Below are 19,947 nucleotides of genomic sequence, written 5' to 3'. Positions count from 1 at the left end.
TCGGCCACCCGGGGCACGGGAATGACTTCCAAGGTGCCCGTCCGTTTTCCCCACGCAGCGGTGCCTCGACCCGCACTCCTGCGGGCCGAGGCACCGCAAGTGCCGGTCAGCCGGTCGCGTGCTCGGACACCGCCACGGCGACCTGCTCCGCATCGACGGGGAATCCCGGGAAACGCACCAGGCGGCTGAGCGGAATCGCGCGCATCATGGCCCCGTTGTTCGGGTCGAACATGATGGCCGAGAACCCGTCGGTGCCGAGCGCTTCGCGCAGCCAGGGGCCCGCCGCCGGGTGGGCGAGCCACTGCTCCGCCGTCGAGTCGGCGGCGAGGGGCGGGACGAATCCGTTGCCGTCGAGTTCGACCGTGGCCCGCAGGCGGATGTCCCGCGAGGAGGCACCGACGCGCAGGCCGAACGTGCCGCCCTCGACCGTCCAGCGACCGGCGCTCTCATGCCAGAAGGCGAAGGCCCGCAGGGTGAGTCGCAGCTGGACGCGTTCGCTGTGGCCCGGGTCGAGGTGGACGCGGGTGAACGCGCGCAGCTCCTGCTCGGGACGGTGGACGGACGCCTCGGGGTCCGTGACGTAGAGCTGGACCGTCTCGCTGCCCCTCAGCTCACCGGTGTTGGTGACGGTGACGGCGACCTCCACCAGGGGATCGGCACCGTCGGCCCGGACGGTGGCGGCCAAGTCGCTGTAGGCGAACGTGGTGTAGGACAAGCCGTGCCCGAACGGGTAGGCCACCGGCAGCCGACGGGTGTCGTACCAGCGGTAGCCGATGAGCAGCCCCTCGGCGTAGCGGACGCGGCCGAACTCGCCGGGGAACGCCCCGACGGCCGGGGTGTCCTCGTACCGCAGGGGCAGCGTCTCCGCGAGCTTCCCGGACGGGTTCGCGCGGCCGAGCAGCAGATCCGCGCAGGCGGAGCCGCCGGCCTGCCCGAGCAGCCAGGTCTCGAGGATGGCCGGCACCCGGTCCTGCCAGGGCGCGAGAGTGACCACGGAGCCGTTGGAAAGTACAACCGCTGTACGGGGATTGACGTCGACGACCGCGTGCAAGAGGGCGATCTGGTGGGCGGGCAGATCCATGTGGGCGCGGTCGAAGCCCTCGGACTCGTACGAGGCGGGCAGGCCGAGGAACACCAGGGCGACCTCGGCGTCCGCGGCCGCCCGGGCCGCTTCCGCGACGAGCTCGGGACCGGCCTCATCGGACTCGATCACATAGCCGGGAGCGAAGGTCAGGTCACGCCGGCCGTCGAGCGCGGCCCGCAGCGCGTCCAGCGCTGTATCGACGCGGGTCGGGTTGACCTGCGAGGAACCCGCGCCCTGGATACGGGGCGTACGCGCGAACTCGCCGATGACGGCGATGGTGCCGCCGGCGCAGGGATCCAGGGGCAGCAGCGCACCGTCGTTCTTGAGCAGGACGGCGCTCGCGGTCGCGGCCTCGTGCGCGAGGGCGTGGTGGGCATCGGCGTCGAAGGACGCGTGGATGGACAAGTCGTCGAGAGCGGGCAGCGCGCGCTCGACGAGGGTGAGCAGCCGGGTGACGGCCGTGTCCAGATCCGTGTCGTCGAGCAGGCCGCTGTCCAGGGCGTCGAGGATCGCGCGGGTGCCCGCACCGGCGGACGACGGCATCTCCAGGTCGGCTCCCGCGGCGAGGCTCGCCGGACGGTTGTCGATGCCACCCCAGTCGGAGACGACCAGACCGTCGAAGCCCCACTCGTCGCGCAGGATGTCGGTGAGCAGCGCGCGGCTCTCGGCGACGTAGGTCCCGTTGACCTTGTTGTAGGAGGACATGACGGTCCAGGGGCGTGCTGTGGCAACGACGGTTTCGAAGGCCGGCAGATAGATCTCGCGCAGGGTGCGCTCATCGATCTCGGCGGAGACCGTCATCCGGTCGGTCTCCTGGTTGTTGGCGGCGAAGTGCTTGAGCGAGGCTCCGACGCCCTGGCTCTGCAAGCCCTGGACCCATGCGGCACCGAGTTCGCCCGCCAGGTGCGGATCCTCGGAGAAGTACTCGAAGTTACGGCCGCACAGGGGCGAGCGCTTCATGTTCACGCCCGGGCCGAGCAGAACCGAGACCCGCTCCGCGCGGGCCTCGCGGCCGAGCGCCTCGCCGACCCGGCGAAGGAGTTCGACGTCCCAGCTCGACGCGAGGCCGGCGGCGGGGGGAAAGCAGGTAGCCGGGACACTGTCGAGCAGCCCCAGATGGTCACCGGACTCGGGCTGCTTGCGCAGTCCGTGCGGTCCGTCCGAGAGCATCACGGACGGGACGCCGAGCCGTTCGGCGGGCTGGGTGCGCCAGAAGTCCGAGCCGTCGAGCAGGGCTACCTTCTCCTCCCTGGTGAGCGCGGCCAGCAGGGCGGGGATGTCGAGACGAGGGGTGGTGCGGTGCATGGGGCAACTCCGTCGGGTGCGGGTGCGGGTGCGGGGGAGGGGCGAGGCGATCGGGCACGGATGCCTGAGTACAACGCCCCGTAGGGAAAGGACAGTTGAGGGGGCTCACCCCTGCGGCGCAGGGCGCGCCCAGACCTCCCGCACCGGCCGCAAAGGATCACGCTCCACGCGCGGCCTGTCGTCCCAGACCATCGTTTGCCGCCCCTCTTCGGTGTACGGGGGCCACTGCGGCCCCGGGTTCAGATCGCGTACGAACGCGACCCACGCGGCATGCACGGCATCGGCCAGGTGCTGCGGAGGGTTCTCGCCGAGGGCGGCGGTGACGCCCTGCGCGTCGAGCAGGTCGAAGGCGAACGGCAGGTCCGTGCAGTGGTATGCGAGTCCGTCGACACCCGGCGCCGTGGCCGCTCGCCTGAACTCGTAAAGCCAGACGGGCCGTTGGCGGCACGCCCGCGCGTCGGCGACGGCCAGCGTGGGGGCGCGGAACACGGTGTCGGTGACCGCCTGCCCCCACAGGAGCGCGGGCCGGTCCGCGTGCGCGGCATGGGTGTCGAGGAAGATCCGGGTGCGTCGCTCGTCCAGACCGAACGGCGCGAGCAGCGCGCCCGGGTCGTCGTCGCGGGAGCCGCCGGGAGACGGCGCGGCATTGAACTCGTGCGCGGTGAAACCGGCCATCAACGGAATATCCGCGCCCGTATCGCCCGAGGCGAGTGTCTCTGCCACGGGCTGCGGAACGAGGTCGCCGTCGGCGAAGGGCGCGAGGGCGAGCATCGGCAGCGGCCCGCGGTCGGGACCCGGAGCGCCGAGTGCGTCCTGGAGGGCGAGGAGTTCGGCGTCCGTGGTGTCCCGCAGGGCGGCGGCGGTCGCGCGCACGCCGGTGCGGGCCGTGAACAGACGGCTCACCGCTTCGGCTGTGGCGCGGTCCTGAGGCTCCATCACCGCGCCGGACACCGATATGGCCGCCCGGAACAGGCCCTGCGCGCGGGGCGTGGCGAGCAGGGTCTGTACGGCTCCACCGCCCGCCGACTGTCCGGCGACCGTGACCTTGGCCGGGTCCCCGCCGAAGCAGGCGATGGTGTCACGCACCCACTCCAGGGCGGCGATCCAGTCGAGGACGCCCCGGTTGTCGGGTGCGTCGGCCAGGTGCAGGAAGCCCTCGATCCCGAGCCGGTAGCCGACGGAGACCAGGACCACACCGTCGCGGTTGAAGGACCTGCCGTCGTACCAGGGACTCGCGGCCGATCCGGCGACGAAGCCCCCGCCGTGGATCCACACCAGGACCGGCAGTTCGGCGGCCGGATAAGGAGCGGGCGTGAAGACGTTGAGGTTGAGCGTGGACGCACCGGGGATGGTCGGCTCGGGAATGGTGGTGACGTCCGCGAACGGCCTGCGCTGCGCGGTCGGCCCGTACGAGGTCGCATCGAGGGTGCCGGTCCAGGCCACGGGCGGTACGGGAGCGGCGAACCGGAGGTCGCCGACCGGCGGCTGCGCGTAGGGAATGCCGAGGAAGCGTACGCCGGTGGCCTGTCGTTCACCGCGCACGGGACCGCGGGGTGTGCGGACCGTCACGGCGGAGGTGGTGGGGGCGGCTGCGGAGGGTGTCATGGTGCGGTCGGGCATGCGGTTCTCCACGGTGGGTGGGCGGTTCAGGAGCGCGGGGCGTGACGGACGACGTACTGCTCGATGCGACGGAGCTCTCGCCCGCCGTCGGTGCGGACCCCGTAGGTGCGGTCGGCGGTGATCGGGGCGCCCGAGATGCGCCCCCGCCCCAGCAGCGCGGTGGAGCCGGCGCCCCGGACGGCCCCGGTGCCCGGGCCACCAGGCCGGCCGGGACACAGGCCGAGGGTGATGTCGTAACTGTCGCTGTCGGCGGACGACTTGGCCTCGTACGCGTGCCAGACGACCTGTCCGTGACCCACGCTCGTCCACGCGGGCGCCTTGGCCCGCCGGCCGTCGCTCACGTCCGGGTAGTCGACCTTGAGGGCGAAGCGGTCGGTGAACAGGTTCCTCGCGCGCAGCCCCGAGACGAAGGCGGCGGCGAAGCGGGCGTGCGCCCGGTAGTTGGCGACGGGAAAGCGGGTCTGCGAGGCGTCGCCGGACGAGGACAGGGCGATGGCGGGCACACCCTGGTCGATGGCGGCGATCGCGGCGCCCACCGTGCCCGAGTCGTTGACCTGCGCGCTGATGTTGGGTCCGGAGTTGATGCCGGTGACCACCAGATCCGGGCCGTTCTTCCAGCCGGCCTTCGCGGCGAGTCCGGTGCGCAGGGCGAACTTGACGGTGTCGGACGGCGTGGCGCTGGGGGAGTCCGCTGCGCAGGGTCCGCTGGACAGACAGATGCCGTAGACGGGCGAGCCGGAACGGGTGCCGGCGCAGTCGTTCTCGTAGCCGACGGGCAACTGGGTGCGCCGTGCCAGGGTCAGGGTGCCGCCGTTGGTGACGGCAGTCCCCTTGCCCGACTGCACCTGCCAAGGGGCCATGACGACGACATCGGCGCCGGCGTCGCACAGCGCCTTGCGGATCTCGTACAGGCCGAGCCCGTCGGCGTGGGAGGTCTTCGCGGCCCGCATCGAGTCGTCGTTGGACACCAGCACCCGCAGACCGGCCAGGGGCTTGGTGGATGCAGGGGAGGGGCTGTGCTCTTCGGCGGCCACGGCGAGGGACGAGAAGGCGGCGCCCGTGGTACAGGCGACGACGAGGAGCGTGCGCAGGGTGCGCTGCATGAGGAGTCTCCTTGGCGAGCGGAACGTGAGGAGGAGGGAACGGGGGGCGGGGTGGGAGTCCGCCCCGGGTGGCCGGCGAGTCACGGGGCCAGGTGCCCGGCACGATCAGCGGACCGGGCCGGTCACAGGTCCAGGCCGGCGCCGTAGGCGAACAGCGGGTCGGCGGTGTCGTGCGGTACATCGGGGCGCGAGCGCTCGACCGCGGCCATCGAGCGCGGCAGTTCGAACGGAAGCCGTCCCTCGGCGCGGGCGCGGGCGAAGGCCACGTCCAATAGCGCCGTGTCACTCGCGCCGTAGTCGGCGATCAGAGCCGCGCACCGCTCGGCGATCTCCGGGACGACGGCGGGACGTTCGAGATGGAGGAACACGATGGTCGCCACCGTGTCGAGCAGGCCGAGGACCGGCTTGAGTTCCTCCTCGGTGAAGTCGAGCCGCCCGGAGTGGAACAGCGCCTCGAAGCGGTTCTCGCGCACTTCGTACGGGGCGTGCAGCCGCAGTACGGCCAGATCGGCCTCGGCCGGGTCGCCGACCAGCTCCCCGTACTGTGCGGCGACGTCGGTGTCGATGCCGTCCACGTAGAGCTTCGGCCGCGGCGTCTTCACCGGCAGGGTCCGGTCGCGGTTGACCAGGACGGTCAGCGACCGGCGCTGAGCTGTGTCCCCGGCGCCGCGGAACTCGCTGCTGCCGACGATCTCCTCGGCCAACTCGGGGTCCACATACGGCTTCTCGAAGAGTCCGAGCACGAACTTCTCGCGCAGCAGGCGGCGCACCGACCCGTCGATGCGCTCCTCGCCGATCCGGCCCGAGCGGACCAGTTCGACGACGACCTCGGGGCATTCCTCGCCGCCGAACTGGTCGGCGCCCGCCTCGAGGGCCTTCGCCGTACGCTCGGCGACCGTGAGATGTTCGACGCCCCAGGCGCGCGCCGGATGCGGTTCACCGAAGATCTCGTGGTCGGTGAGCAGACCCCAGTCGGTGCAGACGATGCCCTCGAACCCGAGCCGCTCGCGCAACAGCCCGGTGACGACACCGCGGTTGAAGCCGAATCCGACCTCCTCCCAGTCGGTCCCGATGGGCTGCCCGTAGTACGGCATCATCTGCGAGGCGCCGGCGGCGATGGCGGCCTTGAACGGCGCCAGGTGGTACTCGCGCATCCCGCCGGGATAGATCTGCTCCTTCCCGTGGGCGAAGTGCGGGTCCTCGCCGTCCTTTTGAGGTCCGCCGCCGGGGAAGTGCTTGACCATGGTGGCCACGCTGTCCGCGCCGAGCCGTTCGCCTTGGAAGCCGAGGATGTACGCCTGGACCAGTTCAGCCGTCAGCACGGCGTCGGCGCCGAAGGTGGCGGACTGGCGCGACCAGCGCGGCTCGGTCGCCAGGTCGATCTGCGGGTGCAGGGCGACGCGCAGACCGACCGCGAGGTACTCCCGGCGGGCGATATCGGCGAAACGGCGCACCAGTTCGGGGTCGCGGACCGCGGCGAGGCCGGTCGGCTCCGGCCACGCGGAGAACGCGCCGGCGCTCATGGAGGCGCCGAGGTGCGTCGTGAAGGAGTGCCGCGGATCGGTCGACACGGTCACCGGGATGCCGAGCCGGGTGCCGGCGGCGAGTTCCTGGACGGTGTTGTGCCACTGCGCCATCTGCCGGGGCGCGGCCGTACCGAAGAGGTTGAAGTGGCTCATCAGCTTCGAGCGGATCGCGCCTGTGGTGTCCGCCGGAACGAACGCCTCGTCACCGAGCTGAACGGGACGGCCGTCGGGGTGCATCGGGAGCACGGTGTGAAAGAGCAGTCCGGCCTTCTCCTCCAGGGTCATCCGGGCGAGGAGGTCGTCGACGCGTTCATCGACGGAGCGGGCCGGATCCTGGTAGGGGTGACCGTCATTGCGGACAGCGGGGAGCATGTGTTTCTCCGGTGGCGAAGGCGGGGCGAGGGCGTGATGTGCGGCGGAGAGGTCAGCGCACGCCGCGGATCGGGATCACCGAGAGGGCGCCCAGGACGGTGATCACGGCGCCGGTGATGAACAGCGCGGGGTAGCCGCCGAGTGAGCCGACGACGACCGAGGCCATGAACGGGGCGATGATCTGCGGGCCCGCGTTGGCGACGTTCAGGACGCCCATGTCACGGGCGGCGTCGTCCGCGCTGGGCAGGACGAGTGTGACCAGGGCGGTGTCCACCGCCATGAAGCAGCCGAAGGACAGTCCGGTCACCACACCGAAGACGAGCATGCCCGTCCAGGTCGGGCTGAGGACCGGGATCATCATGCCGATCGCGGTGAAGACGCAGGAGACGGCGATGAACGGCTTGCGGCGCCCCACACGGTCCGACAGGACTCCTCCGACGACGGTGGATGCCAGGGTGCAGACCGCGGTGACGGGGGAGAGGATCGCCAGGGCGCCGGCCGGGGAGAGACCGTCGGGCAGATCGACGTGGTCCTGCAGGATGTACAGCTGGTAGAGCACGATGGACAAGTAGCCGAGTACCAGCAGGAACCGGCCGATGAAGGCCCACCGGAAGTCGTGCGTGCGCAGGGCCGAAACGAGCGCGGTGAGCTGGCGCCCCACGGACTCCGGCTGGACGACGGGCTGCTTCGTCTCCCGTACGAGCGTGGTGAACAGGACAGCCGTCAGGGCGATGAGCGCGCCCAGCACGAGGTAACCGGTCCGTACGTCACCGGGCACGAACGCGGAGGCGATCGTGACGCCGATGATCGTGCCGACGGGTGTCCCGATGCCGACCATGGCGGAGGCCAGGCCGCGGCGCTTCATCGGCACGCGGTCGGGGACGACGGCGGTGATGGCCGCCTGGTAGACGTTCATCGTGGCCTGGACCAGGCACCAGCCGATGGTGACGAGCAGGACGCTGCGAACGGCGCCCAGCAGGGCGAGCGCTCCGAGCGCGGCGATTCCGCCGCCGAGTATCCAGGGGTTGCGCCGCCCCGAGCGGTCGGAGAGCAGTCCGGCCAGCGGGTTGAAGAGGGTCGCGAACACGGCCGAAACGCCGCTGACCAGGCCGAGGTTGGCCACCTTGTCCGCGGGGTCGAGCGCCTCGATCTGTACGGGGAGCAGCACCTGGCCGACACCCATGTAGATCATGAACATGGCGGTGTTGCCGACGGCGAGCAGACACAACAGCGGGCCGAGCCGCCCTGCCTGCAGCGGACTCGTCTCCTCGTCGGCCGGGGAGGGGTGTGGTGCATCGGGTGTGGGCCGGGTTCCGGGACTGGCAGTGCTCATGTCCGACTCCTCAGGTGCGGCTGTACGGGGACGGGGCACAGAAGCGGCCTGTGTTGACACGTGTCAACACAGCTGACGCAGAGGGGGATCGCCCATCGGGGCGAGCACAGAAAAGCACGAAACCCGAGTGCCCAGTAGGTTTTCGGAAAGTGATACAGGTCACTCCCGGTCCCGTGCGCGGCCCGGGCTACGGTGATCCACATGGACCGGACGAACAGCCGCCACTCCCGCAACACGGCCAAGGCGCGCGGCCCGTACGCCGTGGGCGACGAACGGCGGCGGCGCATCCTCGACGTGGCGGTCGAACACTTCGCCCAATGGGGCTTCCACGCCTCTTCGTTGGCCCGGATCGCAAAGGAAGTCGGTGTCACGCAGGGCGGCTTGCTGCACCATTTCCGCAGCAAGGAGGACCTGCTCGTCTCCGTCCTCGAGCACAGCGAGGAACACGACATCGAGCAGTTCTTCACGGTGGACTTCGACTCGGCCGCGGACTGCTTCCGGCGCCTGACCGACCTCGTGGAGTACAACAGCCGCCGCCCCGGCCGCACGAGGATGTTCAACGTCCTGATCGGCGAGTCCTGCGAACCCGGACACCCCGCGCACGCCTTTTTCAAGCAGCGCTACGCGATGGTCCTCAGCCGCCTCACCGACACCCTGCGGGCCGCGGCCGACGCGGGCGAACTCGCCGCGGACACCGACTGCACGGCCGTGGCCCAGGAGATCGTCGCCGTCATGGACGGGCACCAACTCCAGTGGGCCCTCACTCCGGACGAGGTCGACATGGCGGAACGACTGCGCAGCTACTTCGACAGGCTGTACGCGTCGATCTCCACCGCGCGTGAGCCGCTGCCGCCGAAGCCGTAACCGGAGCAACGGCCTTCGCGTCGGCCACCGAGCGCGGCGCCGTCGCCCAACTCAACGGCCCAATACGGGAGTCGGTTCGACATCAGGGGGAGCGGTACGCTCCCCGTGGGTGGTCACCGTGGCTGCTGTTCCGCGATGACCGCCCAGTCGTCCGCCCCGCGACCGTCGGCGATGGCCTCGTCGAAGACAGCACGCAAGAGTTGGCCGATCGGGAGCGGAATACCTTGGTCGGTTGCCGCGTCGAGCGCGAGGTGGAGGTCCTTGCGGCCCAGGTCTGTGGTGAATCCGGCCGGCTGGTAGCGCCGTTCGGCAATCATCGAGCCGTAGCCGGTGTACACGGGTCCCGGGAAGAGCGTTGACGTCAGCAGTTCGACCAGGTGCCCGGAGTCGACCCCGGCGCCTTCCGCGACACTGACGGCCTCACCCAGTGACTGGATCGCGCAGGCGATCAGGTAGTTCCCGAGGATCTTCACGATGTTGGCCTGCTCCGGCCGGTCGCCGATGCGCCAGGTCCGCGAGCCGATCACATCGAAGAACGGCTGCACGCGTTCGAGCAGCGACTGCTCGCCGGCCGCAAGGACGTTGAGTGCTCCGGCTTCGGCGACCGGAACGCGGCCGAAGACCGGTGCCGCGACATATCCGACACCGTGCTCGGCGTGTGCCGCGCCGGCTCGGCGAGCCAGGTCGGTACTCACCGTGGCGAGGTTGACGTGGACAGTCCCGCCCGGAGTCCGAGCGAGGACGCCGGAGTCGATGAACGTCTCGGCGACGGCCCGGTCGTCGGACAGGACCGAGAAGACCACTGGTGAGCGCATGGCCTCTGCGACGGAGGCGGCGCGGCGGGCCCCCGCTGCGACCAGTTCGGCCGCGGGCCCGTCGGAGCGGTTCCACACCACCACGTCGTGGCCGGCCTTCACGAGGTTGCGTGCGATGGGTGCCCCCATGGCTCCCAGACCGATGACCGCGATGCTGCTCACGCTGCGCACCTCTGCTTTCCTCTGAACCGTCTGAAGCAGTTCAAGGATGTCATGGAGTTACGATCGCAACGAACCGGTTGAAGGAGTTCCGGGCTCGCTCACCGCGGAGGTTGGAATGACCGGGGATGTACGGCGTGTGTTCCGGATGGACAACGAGGTGCTGGCGTTCCGGTTCACCGCCACCGTCAGCGATCGCGCCGGCCTGGCGCCGAGGGAGCGGCTGGCCGACCCCGTACGACTGAAGATGTGGCTCGGGGCGACAGGGCTGGACGTCCCAGACGTGTCACAGACCGATCTGGAGGACGCCGTCGGACTGCGCGAGGCGATCTACCGGATCGGGTCGGCGATCGCCGCCGGGGGAAAGCCGAGACCGAAGGATGTCCGCGCCCTCAACTCGTCTGCTGCCGCTGGGCACGCGAAGGCTGTCATGGACCGCGGACGCGCAGCATGGCAGCTGACGGGGACGACTCCTGTCAGGGACGCCCTCGGGGTCCTCGCCACGGATGCCATCCGCATCCTCGGGGGCCCCGACCGCACCCGCGTCAAGAACTGCGAAGGCCCTGGATGCGCGGGGCTGTTTCTCGACACCAGCCGCGCCGGCACCCGCCGCTGGTGCTCCATGAACACCTGCGGCAACAAGGTCAAGAAGTCACGCATCGCCGCGCGCTGACGTTGCGGAGCCGGGATCGAGCCCGTCGACAACGTCTACGGGAGGGGAAGCCTGGTCGAGGGGCTGCGGATGGTGTGGAGCGGTGTGTGAAGACACGCGGGTGGCGTAGGCCTGGGGTGTAGCCGCGTACCGACCCCAATAGGCTATGGAGTTGAGTGTGGAATCGATCGGGAAGCGGGGCGTCGGGTAGGTGCCGGAGAGAACCCAGGAGTTCGGGAAATACGGTGCCCGTGGGGCCAAGGGCAGCGAGCTGGTGGGCCGCAAACTCGATGACCTCGCCGGCTACTTCGCCACCCCTGCCACCACCTCCCGCGGTCTGATGGCACGGCTGCACTATCTGACCCGGACCACCCACGCCCGCAATGCCGCCGGCGCCGCGGGCCTGACCGTCACCGACCGCACCCTCAAGGCCTGGCTGGACGGGAAACGCCGTCCGAGCGCCAGCAACCTGCGGAAGATCGATGCCGCGTATCGCACGGTGCGCCGCAATAACGTCGCCGCGCATCTCCTCAAGCGTCTCAACCGCGCAGGTCGCGGAACGCGCGTGGAGATCCACCCGCTCAACCAGTCCGGTGTGAGTCGCCCTCAGCAGCGCGTAGTTCCGTTCCGTGACATGAACGTGCGGCGGTGGGACGCGATCGTCGCGGCGTGGGCGGCCGGCGACGCGGCGGGCCTGGATACGGCGTGGACGGACCACGTCCTGCCCGATCTGGGCAGCCAATACGGCGCGTACGAGTACTGCACCGCGATCGGCTTTGCCGCGTAACGAGCCGCGACATCACGAACCTTGTGTCGGAAGCCGACGGCTCCGACTGGGGTATGTGGCCCGTCTCGGTTGGAGGATCAGGCGCGCCACACCTCGGCCGCGGCGAGGAACGCCGACGACGACGGGCGGTCCGGAGTTCCTCCCCGACTGATCTCGCCGGGCTGGACACGGCCGTCCACCAGTGCCCGGGCCCGTCCGCACGGGCCGAGCACCAGGCTCAGGCTGTGTTCCACGCCGCCCAGCGGGAACTGGTCGGTGGCGAAGGCGCGCCGGTCGAGCACCTCGGCCATGCGCACGTCGATTCCTCCGCCCCGGGCCTGCAACCCGGACGCGAGGTCGAGCCGCACCTGGACCGTGGACCGATGGAATCGGGGGGCGGTCCAAGGCAGGCCTTCGAGTTCGGGAAAATGGCGGACGAAGTGATCGGCCAGCCAGAGCGCGAGGTGCGGGTCCTCCCCGACAACCCTCACTCCGTCCGGCCGCCAGAGCACGAGAACGTTCCCCGCGCCATGGGTGGACCACTCCACCTGCCAGGTGGAGATGTAGGCCGTGCACGAGCCCGACCTGTCGAAGAGCTGGAGGCCGGGGTTGGCGCCGACCAGAATCGGCTGGCGCGGTGGGGGTTTGTTGGCGGGGGCGCCGCCGCCCCCCGACGCCGGAGTGGCGGTGGCCAGGAGCCCCATCGCGCCGAGGGCGGTGCCCATGCGCATGATGCCGCGTCGGCTGACGGCGGCGGAAGGCCGGCTGTGGTCGGAGTTCGTAGGCGTTCGGTGCGAGCTCAAGGCCCCTCCTCGGTGGTGGTGACACGGTCGCGGATCACCCTCCGGTGGGGGCGGCGGTGGCTTCCATGCATTCGAGGCCCTTCGAATCCATCAGCCCGTTCCGGCGGCGATGGGACACTCGCGGGATGGCGATGAGGCTGCAGCTGGACGCACGGGCGTGGAGCAGATCGCGGTTTGTCACGTCTGCGGCCATGGAGGTGCTCGGTGTGCTCCGGCACCGCGGCCGGCATCCGGCCGCTCACGCACGGGAGTGGCATGCGCGTGCCCGGCGGGCCCTACCGCCGGGGCAGCTGGCGCTGTTGGAGGCGCTGGTGCCCGCCGATCACAGCTACACCCCGGATTTCCTGACACCTGTGCCGCGCCACGGCGAGTCGATGCCGGACGTGGCTGCCCGTATCGCGGCGACCCCGGGCGAGGAGGTCGACTATCAGCTCGACATCGCGATCCGTGGCCGGCATGTGTGGCCCCACGTCCTCGCGCTGCATGGGAGCGAGGCAACCTACGAGCGGTGGCGACGCCCGAGGCCCACGGAGCTGGCGGGGGTGGCACGGGCCGGGGGCGCCGCTGTGGCGGCTGCTGCCGCCACAGCGATGGCAACCCTGTTCGAGTCCGTACTGGCGCCGGACTGGCCACGGATCCGAGCGGTTCTGGATGCCGACATCGGCCACCGTGCCGACCGGATGGCCGCGCACGGCGCGGCGGCGGTACTCGACGATCTCGGCGAGCGGATGCGGTGGACAGGTACCGAACTCGTCCTGGAGCGCACCTACTCCGGGATCATCGACTGGGCTGACGATGGAGTGCTCTTCGTGCCGACCACGACGCATGTCGGCCCGGTGCTGTTCGCTGCCGAACGTCCGCACACGCCGGTGCTGTTCTACCGGGCGCGCGGCATCGGCGCTCTCGGGGAGCGCCCGGCGGGCGCGGCGGAATCGGCCCTGACGGGACTCGTGGGCGTGACCAGGGCGGCGCTGCTGACCACGCTCGACATGCCCGCGTCCACGCTTGAGTTGAGCCGCAGGACCGGCTGGAGCAGTGCGACCGTGTCGTACCACCTCGGCATTCTGCTGCGGGCAGGGCTGGTCGATCGGCACCGCCGGGGTCGCCTCGTCCGTTACGCAAGGACCGCCCTCGGGACGGCGCTCGCGACCTCATCGGCGCGAGAGCAGACGTCGGGTGTCGCGCAGCGGCCTGGAGGCTGACGCGCGGACGAGGTCGACTACCTTCCGGCCCAGCTCGCGGAAACGGGGAACCCCATGTCCGCCGGCTGAATATCTATGACGGCGGGACGAGAGTTTGAAGCACCGCGCGGACAGCGTGTTTGCCGCAACGAACAGAGTGGAATCAAAAGGCCGTCACGGGCTGCTACCGCATGCTACTGTCGATCTCAGGTTGCAGTCGTGGTTCCCAAAAATTTCAACGCTGACGTCGGCATTTTCTGCCGCGTAAAGCGTTTTGCATTTCCGGTCATCTTCCGGACGGGGCATCATCGCGGCGACCCGGCATCCGCGGCTCGCGGATACCGGCGTACTGCCCCAAGGGAGAGTTCGACATGGCGTCTGGCACTGTGAAGTGGTTCAACCCGGCCAAGGGCTTCGGCTTCATCGAGCAGGACGGCGGCGGACCCGACGTGTTCGCCCACTTCTCGAACATCGCAGCCCAGGGCTTCCGTGAGCTCCTCGAAGGCCAGAAGGTCACCTTCGACATCGTGCAGAGCCAGAAGGGCTCGACGGCCGAGAACATCGTTCCGGTCTGACGCTCACACGCACTTCGTAGCTGGGGCCCGCATCCCTCGGGGTGCGGGCCCCAGCTGCGGACATTTCCTGCGGGTTTCTTTCACGCGACGTCGATACAGACGTCGTATTTCATCGCCCGCGCATTGAATTCACTGCAAGCCTATTTGCTTTCGCATGCTATTCGGCCCGTTCCTGGATTCTCTGCGCTGTTGTTTCGCTGCGAGAATTCCTTGATACGTGAGGTCGAGTCCAGGCGCCGTATCAAGGAAGGTTCTGAATGAACCCCGCACGTACGAACAGTCGCTCTTCCCGCAGCCGTTTCGGCTCGTCCACCCCGAGGCGTTCCGGGGGAGGGCAGAGCCGCCCCTCTGGGCAGGGCCGCAGGCCCGCGGCGGTGTCGGGTGAGTTCGCGCTGCCGAAGACGATCACTCCGGCGCTGCCCGCCGTCGAGACGTTCGCCGACCTCGACATGCCCAAGCAACTGCTGGCCGCGCTCACCGCGGAGGGGATGACGGTTCCGTTCCCGATCCAGGGCGCGACCCTGCCGAACACCCTCGCGGGCCGCGACGTCCTCGGCCGGGGACGTACCGGGTCCGGCAAGACCCTCGCCTTCGGCCTGGCGCTGCTGGCCCGTACCGCCGGACAGCGCGCCGAGCCCGGCCAGCCGCTGGCCCTGGTACTGGTGCCCACGCGCGAGCTGGCACAGCAGGTGACCGACGCCCTTGCTCCCTACGCCCGTTCGGTGAGGCTGCGGCTGACCACCGTCGTCGGGGGAATGCCGATCCGCAGGCAGGTCAGCGCGATGCGCCGCGGCGCGGACGTCGTCGTCGCGACGCCGGGCCGCCTCAAGGACCTCATCGACCGGGGCGACTGCCGGCTGAACCAGGTCGCGATCACCGTCCTTGACGAGGCCGACCAGATGGCCGACATGGGCTTCATGCCCCAGGTCACCGCGCTCCTGAACCAGGTCCGTCCCGAAGGCCAGCGGATGCTGTTCTCCGCCACCCTCGACCGCAACGTCGACCTCCTGGTGCGGCGTTATCTCACCGACCCGGTCGTGCACTCCGTCGACCCGTCCGCGGGCGCGGTCACCACGATGGAGCACCACGTGCTGCACGTTCACGGCGCCGACAAGCACCGTACGACGACCGAGATCGCGGCCCGCGAAGGCCGGGTGATCATGTTCCTGGACACGAAGCACGCCGTCGACCGGCTGACGCAGGACCTGCTGAACTCCGGGGTGCGGGCCGCCGCCCTGCACGGCGGGAAGTCGCAGCCGCAGCGCACCCGGACGCTGTCGCAGTTCAAGACCGGGCATGTCACCGTCCTCGTCGCGACGAACGTCGCGGCGCGCGGCATCCACGTCGACAACCTCGACCTCGTCGTCAACGTGGACCCGCCCACCGATCACAAGGACTACCTGCACCGGGGCGGCCGCACCGCACGGGCCGGCGAGTCCGGCAGCGTCGTCACCCTCGTCACGCCCGGCCAGCGTCGCGACATGACCCGCCTCATGGCCACCGCCGGAATCGTTCCGCAGACCACCCAGGTCCGCTCCGGCGAAGCGGCCCTCAGCGAGATCACCGGCGCCCAGGCCCCGTCCGGCATCCCCGTCACGATCACCGCGCCGGTGGCCGAGCGGCGCCGGAGCGGTACGGCCTCCCGCGGTCGGCGCAGCCCCGCTTCGGCGGCCCGTCGCACGAGCACTCGGCGATCCGCGTTCGACGCGGCGGCCTGAGCACCGTTGGATCAGGAAGCCGGCCCATCTTCGCAGGAGGCACCTTTTGACGCTGGATCAGATGCAACCCCGCCCGGCCAGAGCCATCCCTTCACCCCGGACGGTGACCGACACCATGGAACCGGCCGGACCCCAGGTCTGTGACGACATGACCGTCGAGGTGGCCCTGTCCCTCATGGCCGGCGCCCGCACCGAGCACCTGCTCATCTGCGACAACGACGGCCTGTGCACCGGACTGGTCACCCAGGCCCAACTCGCCGCGGTCCGTGACAGTTCCGCGTACACGGATCGCGTCCAGCTCCGCGACATCCTCGACGACCGCGGGCCGTTCGCCTCGCCCGTGACCACGATGGCCGAAGCCGAGCACTCCATGCGCGACCGCCGCCTCGCCGCCCTGCCCGTCGTCGATGAGTACGGCAGCGCCCTGGGCATCCTCGCCCTCGCCCGCTGACCCCCTCAGCGCGGCGTCACCCTCCCCTTCCTCTCCCTGTGAGGCATCATGCGCTGTGTCATCGCCCGCTTCCCGTTCGAGCTCACCAGAAGCGGGGTCCTGGAATCCATGAAGGGCGTCAAACCCGAGCAGGTCATCGGCGAGTCCGTGATCATCGGCCGCCGCACCTATCCGCTCAAGCAGGTCGGGCAGGTCATCACGCGCCAGGACCGCCGCGACTTCAGTGCCGGTGAAGTCCTGCGGGCCATGACCCGACTCGGGTTCACCTGCCGTGGCCTTCCCCAGGCCGCAGCGCCGATGCGTGTCCTGAGCCCGTTGCAGAACGCCTCCGCGCTGCTCGGTGCTCCGGCAGCTGTCTGACCGAAGGGGCGGGCGCGGGCCGCTGGTTGTACGACGGTGAGGGTCCAGCCGGTGGCGTGAGAGCCGATACGTGCCTCAAGCCCTGTGGCCCCATGGCCCGCGCGAGGTTCACGCGGGGTCCACGTGGTCACCGGCTTTGGAGTTCCACCGTGGTGACCGGCGTTCCCGCCAGGCCGCGGCGCCCTCTGTTGCGTCGTCGGTGCCGAGGAGTGCGAGGTGGGCCCGGGTCTCGGCCCGTTCGACGGCGTCGGCGTCCAGATCCGACCACAGCAGTCGTTTGCTCAGCGCGACCGAGGCGGGGTTGGCCTCGGCCGCCGTATCGCGGGCGAGCGCCAGGGCGGCGGGTAGTACGTCGGGAGCGGGCAGGGCGCGCCCTGCGACGCCGCGGCCGGCGGCCTCGCGGCCGGTCAGTGCCCGTCCGGTCAGGAGCAGTCCGGCGGCGACGGCGAGGCCGACCGTGCGCCGCAGCGTGTAGTGGGACTGGCAGTCGCCGATCATGCCGCGCCGTACCTGCGGAATGGCCAGCTCGGCGTCCTCGGCGACGAACCGGACGTCGCACTGCAGCGCGACGGTGAGCCCGATGCCGATCGCGTGGCCGTTCATCGCCGCGATTACCAGCTTGCGCACCCGCCAGGCCGGCGGCCGCACGGGAGATGCGGTGAACTCGCCCTTGGGCGCATCGAAGGCGCCCGCCCGTGCGGAGAGGTCGGCACCGGCGCAGAAGGCGCGGCCGGCACCGGTGAGGACGACGGCCCGTACGGCGTCGTCGGTGTCACAGCGGCGGTAGGCGGCGCCCAGGGCGCGCAGGGTGGAGCCGGACAGCGCGTTGAGGCGCTTGGGTCCGTCGAGGGTGATCACGGCGACGCCGGTCGACTCGACGTCGACGCGGACCTCGGTCACGTCACCCACATCACCCACATCACCCACGTCACTCGCCTTCCGTGCGGATCGCCGCCAAGAGCTCGCCCGTGGTGTCGGGCTGAGCGCTGTAGGGCTGGTAGAACGCCAGCCGGGTCGCCACGCCCCGCCAACGCGCGTGAATCTCGGCGGCCACGTCCTTCGGCGAGCCGACCGCGGCCAGCGTGTGGAGCATGGTGTCGTCGATCGCGTCGGGCAGCTGATCCCAGCGTCCGGCACGGGTCAACCCCTGTAGCTCCGGCTGGAGTTCACCCCAGCCGTGGACGTCGAGGACGGGCCGGTACGCAGGCGTCGAGGCGTAGAACGCGAGCAGCCTCCGTACCCCGGCCGTCGCCTGAGCCAGCTCCCGTTCGTCCCGTGCGCACCCCACGATGACCTCGGCCACCACCTCGAACGTGTCTCCCGCGGTACCGAGTCGAGGCCGCCCCGCAGCCGCGAGGCCCTCGGCGAGAGCGGGCAGGGTGCGCTCTCGTACGTGCCGTGCGCTGTTGAACGGCATCACGAGGAGTCCGTCGGCCACCTCGCCGGCGGCTGCGGTCATCCGCGGGCCGAGCGCCGCGAGCAGGACCGGTGGGACGGGGTACGGCGAGGGCTCCGGCCGGAACGTCGGTGGCATCAGGGTGTGGCTGGTGTAGGTGCCCTCGTAGGCCAGGGGTTCGCCGCCGGCCCATGAGTCCAGTACGGCCTTGGTCGCGCGGACCCACTCCCGCATACGGCCGACCGGCGGGTCGAACCGGGACCCGTACCTGCGGGTGACATGTGCCTTGACCTGGCTTCCGAGCCCCAGCCGGAAGCGGCCGCCGGACAGGTGCTGCAGATCCCAGGCCGCATGCGCGAGGTGGACCGGCGAACGGGGCAGCGCCACCGCGATATTGGTCATCAGGTCGAGCCCGACGCCCTCCCGCGCGGCGGTCACGAGCGGGAAGAACACATCGTGGCCGCCCTCGAAGGTGAAGGCGCCGTCGAACCCCTGCTCCTTGAGCCGCCGTGCGGCGATGCCCTCCTCGCCGAGCGCGGCCACCAGCTGGGTGGCGACGGGCAGATGGCGCGTCACGGCCTTCCCCCTTCCAGCCACTCGAGACCGCTCTTCACCATCGCGGGGGGATCTCCCCTCCGCCGTCGGCAATGTCGGCCCTCAACACCCTTTGCCTGGTTTCCTTTCTGACGCATAGTCAGAACTCTAAGGTGTCCCGGCTGAGCCAGAGTCTCGGTTTGTCGAGCCGGCCGCCGCAGCGATGACGATGTGTGGGCCTGGCAGACTCGAAGCCATGGCTGAGCAGCTTGCCGGCGACGCAGCGTCGGACGATCCCCTGCGCAAGTACGTGACGCTGTATCCCGAGGTGGTTCAGGCGGGCTCCTTGCAGAACGCCCTGCAGACGGTGGCTGATCGCGTGGGTCACGACCTTGTGATCGAGCTGACGTCGTCGCCAGGTTGGCGCCACGTAGCCGCGGAGGTGGCGGCCGACGGTTGTTCGGCGAAAGTCCTGATGGCCCTCACTGAGCGCGACTTCATCGTCGACTGCTGGACGGACGGGGTGCACATGGCTTCCGGCAGTACCCAGGACCTGTACGCGGTGGTCGGAGCGTTGCGGTCCTGGTTGCGAAAGCCTCGGGTCCTGGAACTCGTCGCGCAGTGGCCCTTCTTGCGGACCTGGGAGCTGGCCCGGGCTCATGAACGCGGCGAGGCTGTGCCGGTGCGGTGGCGCCAACTGCGTGAGGCTGTCGCGCGCATGTCGGACACTGCGCTGCTCGAACTCGTCGAGGCCGCCCATGAGGAGGAGCGGCTCCGGGTCCTGTCGCCGGGGCGGAGCATGTACTGGCTCACCTTCAGCCGTCGGGCCGCTCCGCCCATCTGCCACGACCTTCCGCGAGCCATGCCGATCGGAAACGGTCGCTACCGGGTTCGATTCGACGACGGCCGTCAGCAGGAGCTGGATGGTGCGGCAGAGACCGTCGCGGCAATCCTTGCGGGCCTGCCCAATGACGCGGTACCACAACGTTGAGCGTCATCAACGGAACCAGGTGAGGCGCCTACCAGATCCGGTAGGCGCCTCACCTGTCGTCTTGCGGTCGTCTTCCAGCAAGACGGGCCGTTCGGTCACGGGCGGTTCTTGCCGACAGCGGTGGTGGGTGCAGACGGTGTGGTGAGTGGCCGTCCGCACGGGCGGCTCTACTGCAGCCGCTCAGTACTGCTCGGTTTCGATGAAGCCGGTGTCCGTGTCGTCGGTGTGAGTGCCGTAGGTGTCGGGGCCGGGGTTGTAGCTGTCGGCCGCGGTGGTGGGGTCGAATCCGGGCGGGCTGTCCTTGAGGCCCATGCCCATGCCGGCGAGCTTGGCCTTGAC

At 70.2% G+C, this 19,947-nt stretch carries 18 protein-coding genes; 9 read left to right on the top strand and 9 right to left on the bottom strand.

Features of this window, described 5'->3' with window-relative positions:
• Positions 1-106 precede the first annotated feature (106 nt).
• The 5 genes from JAO81_RS29700 to JAO81_RS29680 all read right to left on the bottom strand — a co-directional run bounded on the left by JAO81_RS29700 (position 107) and on the right by JAO81_RS29680 (position 8,343).
• On the bottom strand, positions 107-2,389 hold the full coding sequence (locus JAO81_RS29700) for a glycoside hydrolase family 3 C-terminal domain-containing protein (RefSeq protein ID WP_199551048.1): 2,283 nt from the start codon (positions 2,387-2,389) through the stop codon (positions 107-109).
• A 105-nt stretch (positions 2,390-2,494) separates the two neighbouring features.
• A complete protein-coding gene (locus JAO81_RS29695; RefSeq protein WP_233416100.1) occupies positions 2,495-4,009 on the bottom strand; it encodes a carboxylesterase/lipase family protein in 1,515 nt (504 codons plus the stop codon).
• Between the two features lie 26 nt (positions 4,010-4,035).
• The gene (locus JAO81_RS29690) at positions 4,036-5,112 is read right to left on the bottom strand and encodes a 5'/3'-nucleotidase SurE (RefSeq protein ID WP_199551047.1); all 1,077 of its coding nucleotides are present in this window, start codon (positions 5,110-5,112) and stop codon (positions 4,036-4,038) included.
• A gap of 122 nt (positions 5,113-5,234) precedes the next feature.
• Positions 5,235-7,010 carry a glycoside hydrolase family 3 protein gene (locus JAO81_RS29685; protein WP_199551046.1) on the bottom strand — a complete coding sequence of 592 codons (1,776 nt, stop codon included), beginning with the start codon at positions 7,008-7,010 and terminating at the stop codon, positions 5,235-5,237.
• A gap of 52 nt (positions 7,011-7,062) precedes the next feature.
• A complete protein-coding gene (locus JAO81_RS29680) occupies positions 7,063-8,343 on the bottom strand; it encodes an MFS transporter (RefSeq protein ID WP_199551045.1) in 1,281 nt (426 codons plus the stop codon).
• Positions 8,344-8,544: 201 nt separating this feature from the next.
• Here JAO81_RS29680 and JAO81_RS29675 point away from each other — a divergent pair, with 201 nt between their 5' ends.
• The gene (locus tag JAO81_RS29675) at positions 8,545-9,207 is read left to right on the top strand and encodes a TetR/AcrR family transcriptional regulator (RefSeq protein ID WP_199551044.1); all 663 of its coding nucleotides are present in this window, start codon (positions 8,545-8,547) and stop codon (positions 9,205-9,207) included.
• A 113-nt stretch (positions 9,208-9,320) separates the two neighbouring features.
• On the opposite strand, the gene JAO81_RS29670 is transcribed toward JAO81_RS29675, so the two are convergent.
• Complete coding sequence (locus tag JAO81_RS29670) at positions 9,321-10,184, bottom strand: NAD(P)-dependent oxidoreductase (protein WP_307813830.1); 864 nt, start codon at positions 10,182-10,184, stop codon at positions 9,321-9,323.
• Positions 10,185-10,299: 115 nt separating this feature from the next.
• Here JAO81_RS29670 and JAO81_RS29665 point away from each other — a divergent pair, with 115 nt between their 5' ends.
• Entirely contained in the window at positions 10,300-10,854 is a 555-nt protein-coding gene (locus tag JAO81_RS29665; RefSeq protein ID WP_199551043.1) for an ABATE domain-containing protein, read from the top strand.
• 190 nt (positions 10,855-11,044) lie between these two features.
• Entirely contained in the window at positions 11,045-11,620 is a 576-nt protein-coding gene (locus JAO81_RS29660; RefSeq protein ID WP_199551042.1) for a transcriptional regulator, read from the top strand.
• 77 nt (positions 11,621-11,697) lie between these two features.
• On the opposite strand, the gene JAO81_RS29655 is transcribed toward JAO81_RS29660, so the two are convergent.
• Complete coding sequence (locus JAO81_RS29655) at positions 11,698-12,402, bottom strand: hypothetical protein (protein WP_199551041.1); 705 nt, start codon at positions 12,400-12,402, stop codon at positions 11,698-11,700.
• 125 nt (positions 12,403-12,527) lie between these two features.
• Between JAO81_RS29655 and JAO81_RS29650 the strand changes: the two genes are divergently transcribed.
• The 5 genes from JAO81_RS29650 to JAO81_RS29630 all read left to right on the top strand — a co-directional run bounded on the left by JAO81_RS29650 (position 12,528) and on the right by JAO81_RS29630 (position 16,687).
• Positions 12,528-13,604 (top strand): helix-turn-helix domain-containing protein, encoded by a 1,077-nt coding sequence (locus JAO81_RS29650; RefSeq protein ID WP_199551040.1) that lies wholly within the window; start codon positions 12,528-12,530, stop codon positions 13,602-13,604.
• 350 nt (positions 13,605-13,954) lie between these two features.
• Positions 13,955-14,158, top strand: a complete 204-nt coding sequence (locus JAO81_RS29645) for a cold-shock protein (RefSeq protein WP_199551039.1) — start codon at positions 13,955-13,957, stop codon at positions 14,156-14,158.
• A 257-nt stretch (positions 14,159-14,415) separates the two neighbouring features.
• Positions 14,416-15,876 carry a DEAD/DEAH box helicase gene (locus JAO81_RS29640; protein WP_199551038.1) on the top strand — a complete coding sequence of 487 codons (1,461 nt, stop codon included), beginning with the start codon at positions 14,416-14,418 and terminating at the stop codon, positions 15,874-15,876.
• 46 nt (positions 15,877-15,922) lie between these two features.
• Complete coding sequence (locus tag JAO81_RS29635) at positions 15,923-16,327, top strand: CBS domain-containing protein (protein WP_199551037.1); 405 nt, start codon at positions 15,923-15,925, stop codon at positions 16,325-16,327.
• 48 nt (positions 16,328-16,375) lie between these two features.
• Entirely contained in the window at positions 16,376-16,687 is a 312-nt protein-coding gene (locus tag JAO81_RS29630; protein ID WP_199551036.1) for an SCO5918 family protein, read from the top strand.
• Positions 16,688-16,795: 108 nt separating this feature from the next.
• Here JAO81_RS29630 and JAO81_RS29625 read toward each other — a convergent pair whose 3' ends face one another.
• Both JAO81_RS29625 and JAO81_RS29620 read right to left on the bottom strand, forming a co-directional pair.
• Positions 16,796-17,614: an enoyl-CoA hydratase-related protein gene (locus tag JAO81_RS29625; protein WP_307813829.1), complete on the bottom strand. Its 819-nt coding sequence runs from the start codon at positions 17,612-17,614 to the stop codon at positions 16,796-16,798.
• A 1-nt stretch (position 17,615) separates the two neighbouring features.
• On the bottom strand, positions 17,616-18,659 hold the full coding sequence (locus tag JAO81_RS29620; protein ID WP_199551035.1) for a TIGR03617 family F420-dependent LLM class oxidoreductase: 1,044 nt from the start codon (positions 18,657-18,659) through the stop codon (positions 17,616-17,618).
• Positions 18,660-18,873: 214 nt separating this feature from the next.
• On the opposite strand from JAO81_RS29620, the gene JAO81_RS29615 reads away from it, so the two are divergent.
• Positions 18,874-19,608: a DUF6193 family natural product biosynthesis protein gene (locus JAO81_RS29615; RefSeq protein ID WP_199551034.1), complete on the top strand. Its 735-nt coding sequence runs from the start codon at positions 18,874-18,876 to the stop codon at positions 19,606-19,608.
• The last annotated feature ends 339 nt before the right edge of the window (positions 19,609-19,947 follow it).

This window comes from Streptomyces sp. N35, assembly GCF_016464295.1.
Lineage (GTDB): Bacteria > Actinomycetota > Actinomycetes > Streptomycetales > Streptomycetaceae > Streptomyces.
This window is presented reverse-complemented; position numbering and strand designations above follow the sequence as displayed.

Excerpts from the sequence above, each read along its gene's own strand:
- JAO81_RS29700 (WP_199551048.1), bottom strand. The coding sequence starts at position 2,389 with ATGCACCGCACCACCCCTCGTCTCGACATCCCCGCCCTGCTGGCCGCG.
- JAO81_RS29695 (WP_233416100.1), bottom strand. The coding sequence starts at position 4,009 with ATGCCCGACCGCACCATGACACCCTCCGCAGCCGCCCCCACCACCTCC.
- JAO81_RS29690 (WP_199551047.1), bottom strand. The coding sequence starts at position 5,112 with ATGCAGCGCACCCTGCGCACGCTCCTCGTCGTCGCCTGTACCACGGGC.
- JAO81_RS29685 (WP_199551046.1), bottom strand. The coding sequence starts at position 7,010 with ATGCTCCCCGCTGTCCGCAATGACGGTCACCCCTACCAGGATCCGGCC.
- JAO81_RS29680 (WP_199551045.1), bottom strand. The coding sequence starts at position 8,343 with ATGAGCACTGCCAGTCCCGGAACCCGGCCCACACCCGATGCACCACAC.
- JAO81_RS29675 (WP_199551044.1), top strand. The coding sequence starts at position 8,545 with ATGGACCGGACGAACAGCCGCCACTCCCGCAACACGGCCAAGGCGCGC.
- JAO81_RS29665 (WP_199551043.1), top strand. The coding sequence starts at position 10,300 with ATGACCGGGGATGTACGGCGTGTGTTCCGGATGGACAACGAGGTGCTG.
- JAO81_RS29650 (WP_199551040.1), top strand. The coding sequence starts at position 12,528 with ATGGCGATGAGGCTGCAGCTGGACGCACGGGCGTGGAGCAGATCGCGG.
- JAO81_RS29645 (WP_199551039.1), top strand. The coding sequence starts at position 13,955 with ATGGCGTCTGGCACTGTGAAGTGGTTCAACCCGGCCAAGGGCTTCGGC.
- JAO81_RS29640 (WP_199551038.1), top strand. The coding sequence starts at position 14,416 with ATGAACCCCGCACGTACGAACAGTCGCTCTTCCCGCAGCCGTTTCGGC.
- JAO81_RS29630 (WP_199551036.1), top strand. The coding sequence starts at position 16,376 with ATGCGCTGTGTCATCGCCCGCTTCCCGTTCGAGCTCACCAGAAGCGGG.
- JAO81_RS29615 (WP_199551034.1), top strand. The coding sequence starts at position 18,874 with ATGGCTGAGCAGCTTGCCGGCGACGCAGCGTCGGACGATCCCCTGCGC.